The 3907-nt window shown below is 76.3% G+C and carries 4 protein-coding genes; 1 reads left to right on the plus strand and 3 read right to left on the minus strand.

All coding sequences use genetic code 11. The annotated features are described in order from the left end of the window. Nucleotides 1-71 precede the first annotated feature (71 nt). A complete protein-coding gene (locus ACFV6D_RS06760) occupies nt 72-644 on the minus strand; it encodes a hypothetical protein (protein WP_380336929.1) in 573 nt (190 codons plus the stop codon). Between the two features lie 210 nt (nt 645-854). On the opposite strand from ACFV6D_RS06760, the gene ACFV6D_RS06765 reads away from it, so the two are divergent. Next, entirely contained in the window at nt 855-1646 is a 792-nt protein-coding gene (locus tag ACFV6D_RS06765; protein ID WP_063347573.1) for a DUF6348 family protein, read from the plus strand. A 34-nt stretch (nt 1647-1680) separates the two neighbouring features. Here ACFV6D_RS06765 and ACFV6D_RS06770 read toward each other — a convergent pair whose 3' ends face one another. Together ACFV6D_RS06770 and ACFV6D_RS06775 are read right to left on the minus strand one after the other, a co-directional pair. Next, the gene (locus ACFV6D_RS06770) at nt 1681-1878 is read right to left on the minus strand and encodes a hypothetical protein (RefSeq protein WP_063347574.1); all 198 of its coding nucleotides are present in this window, start codon (nt 1876-1878) and stop codon (nt 1681-1683) included. 501 nt (nt 1879-2379) lie between these two features. Further along, nucleotides 2380-3519 carry a PP2C family protein-serine/threonine phosphatase gene (locus tag ACFV6D_RS06775; RefSeq protein ID WP_063351101.1) on the minus strand — a complete coding sequence of 380 codons (1140 nt, stop codon included), beginning with the start codon at nt 3517-3519 and terminating at the stop codon, nt 2380-2382. Nucleotides 3520-3907: the final 388 nt, after the last annotated feature.

Here is a 3907-nt window from a genome sequence, read left to right on the forward strand (position 1 = left end):
CGTCTCCACGCACCGGGGCCGTTGGCGTTTCCGGGCGGTCCTCCCGGCCCCGCGAGGCCGGGCGGGCCGGTTCAGAGCCCGAGCCGGGCGGCCCGGGCGGCCGCCCGGTCGAGCAGCCGGTGGACGTCGGCCTCCCGGGTGGCGGGGCGGTCGTTGTACTCGTCCGGGGAGTGCGCCGGGCGGCCGGTCGCGTGCAGCACCTCCATCAGCTGGACCCGGGCGGTGCGCACGGTGGCCGGGGTGCCGTAGCCGTGCGCGAGGACGGCGACCTGGGCGCCGAGCAGGCAGACCCGGCCGCGTGCGTCCCACATCGCGCCCTGCAGCCAGCCGTGGGCGCCGATGTAGCGGGAGGCGAGCCGCAGGTGGTCGGCGGCGCTGACCGGCACCGGGCGGGCCGGGCGGCGCAGCACCCGGTCGAGCGGGGTGACCCGGGGCGCCGGGTGGCCAGCACACCACGGCCGCACGGCGGTGCCGTGGGGGCAGACGTACGGCACCGGGCGGCGCACGGGGGCGGGCAGCGAGGCGAGGTAGGCCTCGATCTCGGCGGCCAGGCCGGAGCCGTCCGGGCCCGCCAGAAGGGGCGGAAGGGGCGCCGAAGGGGCCGTCAGGAGCGACGGAGGGGGTGTCGGGGTGGTGCGGGTCATGCGGGCTCTCCAGGCGGGCGGCAGGGCCCCGGCCGGCGGCCACAGGGCGGTTCCGCTTCCCAAAGTGGTGCATTCCAGACATTTCCGCGACTGGAGAACCGGGGAGGCCGGACGGTTTCCCGCCTGGCTGCCGGGCCGATAGCCTCGGCGGCGTTCGAGCGCAGTTCGAGCGGGAGCTCACCCGCCGCGCTCCGAGGTGGAGGAGTCCCGGTGCGTCCCCAGGAGCGGCTGGCCGTCATACAGCGCTGTGTCGTCCGGGAGATGGCACGCCTCGGACAGGAGTTCAGCGCCGACGGCGAGGTGGTGCGCGGCCCGGGGACGACGGCGGTGGCGGTGCGCGAGCACCCCGGGAACGACGGCGCCGGCCACGTCGACCTCGGCTACGTGCTGCACCTGGGCCGGGCGGACGCGCCGGTGGTGTGGGACTGCGCGGCCGGCCTCGGCAAGACCGAGGAGGAGAAGCTCGCCAACGCGGTGAAGATGTGGGCGACCACCACCGCCTCGGTGCTGGTCGAGCTGACGGACGGGCGCGGAGTGCACGCCGACCACGCGGACCACGCCGAACTCCCGGGCTGGCACGCCGTCCAGGGGCCGGCGGCGGTGTTCGGCTTCGGCAACGAGCACCTGGCGGGCTGGCTCGCCGAGCACCGGGTGCTGCCGGCGCTCGCGCCCGCGCTGCGGCCGCAGCTGGCCGGGCCGGGGCCGGTCGGGGTGAAGCTCTTCCTGGGCGGGAAGGCGGGCGACGACGTCGCCGAGGTCCGGGTCGACGGCGAGGTGTCGGAGGCCGCGTCGGCGGCGCTGCGCGCGATGGACTGGCCGCGGGGCGAACGGCTGTGCTGGGCGCGGCTGTTCGTGCTGTTGACGGCCGAGCGGGCGGCGCCGGGGCAGGCCGCGGCGGCGGGTGCCGCGGCACCCGCGCCGATGCGCGCCCCCGCCCCGGCGGCGGCCCGCCCCCGGGGACTGTTCGCTCGCTGGCGGGAGGCCAGACGGGCCGGCCGGTGATCCCCTCGCGGGGGTCGCGGACGGCCCGGCCGGGTCAGCCGCCGGTGATGCCCGAGATGCTGTGGGCGAGGTTCGCCAGCAGGGAGTTGATCGAGCCCGCGACCGTGGTCTCGTGCAACATGAAGCCGAACAGGGCGGCGATGATGCCGTGCGCGATCTTCAACTGCTTGTTGCGGATGAAGATGATGCACAGGATTGCGAACAGGACCAGCGCGGAGACGGAGAGTGCCACCCGGACTCACTTCCTCGTTTCATAGCGTGGTGCCGCCGCCCGGCGGCACCTGCGAAGCCGGACCCCGGCCTGTCCGACGGTCCCGAGGCGGAATCGCGGATCGACCGGCACACCACCGGCGAGGGAGCCCGGCGCGGTCGAACGTTGTCTGCCGTGCCGCACGTGACGCCCCCCATCCCCCGAATCCTGAACAGTCCCGCCCGGACTCAGTGTGGTCGACCGTGCCGATTGCGTAAAGGTCTGACAGTCAGCCCAACGCCGATATCCTGCGATGCGAGACGAGTTTCCGCCGACCGGGACGATAGCGGAGCCGTTCTGACGAATCGTCGCCGGGGCGGCGCTGAGCGGCCGGAAGGCGGCCGAAGGCGGGTAACGGAAGCCGCAGGTCCGGTCAGCCGACGGGGCGGCCGATTTGGCCGAAGATCGGCTGCCCGGCTTGACAGCAGGTGCCCGCGGCATGTGCCGGTCCGTCCGGTGACGGACGGCCGGGGCGAGGGGGCGTCAGTCGCGCCAGAGCAGCAGGACCGCGCGGTCGTCGTTGATGTCCCGGGCCACCGTCTCGATCAGCGCGGCCGCCGCGCCGGCCCCCGCGCCCGGACCGCTGCCGGGCACCAGCCGGTCCGCCTCCCCCATCAGCCGGTCCATCCCCTCGGAGAGGTCCCGGCCCGGCTCCTCGACCATGCCGTCGGTGCACAGCATCAGCACGTCGCCGCGGTTCAGCCGGCCGCGCACCCCGTCGAACTTCGCGCCGTCGTAGATCCCGAGCAGCGGGCCCTCGGCCTCCTTGACCTCCCAGCGCCCGGCGCCCGCCAGCCGCTGCATCCCCGGCAGGTGCCCGGCCGACAGCAGCTCGTACTCGCCGGTGTCCAGGTCCAGCACCAGGTGGACGGCGGTCGCGAAGCCCTCCTCCCAGGACTGGCGCAGCAGGTAGCCGTTGGCGGCGGGCAGGAAGTCGTGCGCGGGCAGCGAGCCCACCAGGCCGCCGAAGGCGCCGGAGAGCAGCAGCGCGCGGGAGCCGGCGTCCATGCCCTTGCCGGAGACGTCCGCGAGGACCACCTCCAGCAGCCGCTGGCCCGGGCCGGTGCGGGCGGCGACCACGAAGTCCCCGGAGAAGGACTGCCCGCCGGCCGGGCGCAGCGCCATGTCGGCGTGCCAGCCGTCCGGGAGCTCCGGCACCCGGCTCTGCACCCGCAGCCGCTCGCGCAGGTCGAACAGCATGGTCGAGCCGCCCCACCAGGGCACGCCGACCCGGGCCCGGAACTGGGCCAGCAGCAGGCCGCCCACCCCGGCGGCGCCGACCACCAGGGCCGCGCCCGGGGTGACGCCGTAGACGTAGGCCTCGGGGTTCTCGCTGGCCACCCGCTGGCCGGTGTGGATCACCGACTCGGCGGACAGGCCGAGCGCCGCCAGCGCGTACAGCACCACCAGGCTGCCGGGGCGCAGCAGCAGCGCGCCGGCCAGGATCGGCAGGACCAGCGCGGTGGGCGGGGCCCAGGCGGGGATCCAGATGTTGAGCAGGATCAGCAGCGGGACGAGCAGGGCGAGGGCGCAGAGCACCGGCCAGTCGGCGGCGCCGCCGCGGAAGTAGTCGACACCGGCCGTGCGCAGCCTTCGGCGGACCCGGCGGAGCCTCCTGCGCAACCGGGCCGTCACGGGTCCGGACGCCGTGGCGGCGCCGGGCCTCGTCGCAGTCGTCTGGGGCGGTGCGCCCGGCGGTCTGCCAGCCATGGGGCCCGACCTTATCCACGGGCACCGCCCGGCGTCGACGGGCCGGACACGAGCGGGTGCGCCGTGGCGCGGGCCCGTCAGTCGGTTTCGGCCGATTGCCGCGACGGCGGGCGCGGCGTCAGGAGGCGTGCGCCGGTTGGGCGTACGAACCACGCGGGCGGCGCACGCGCCCCGCGCGCACCGGCGTCGGCGCGCCCGGCCCTGTGGCCGATGACACAGCCGTACGGGCCCGGGAACGGCGGCGGCCGGCCGCCCGGGGGCGGGCGGCCGGCGCCGGGCCCGCCCCGGGGGCTCCCTCGGG

Source organism: Kitasatospora sp. NPDC059812, from assembly GCF_042732075.1.
In the GTDB taxonomy this organism is placed as follows: domain Bacteria; phylum Actinomycetota; class Actinomycetes; order Streptomycetales; family Streptomycetaceae; genus Kitasatospora.

Excerpts from the sequence above, each read along its gene's own strand:
- ACFV6D_RS06760 (WP_380336929.1), bottom strand. The coding sequence starts at position 644 with ATGACCCGCACCACCCCGACACCCCCTCCGTCGCTCCTGACGGCCCCT.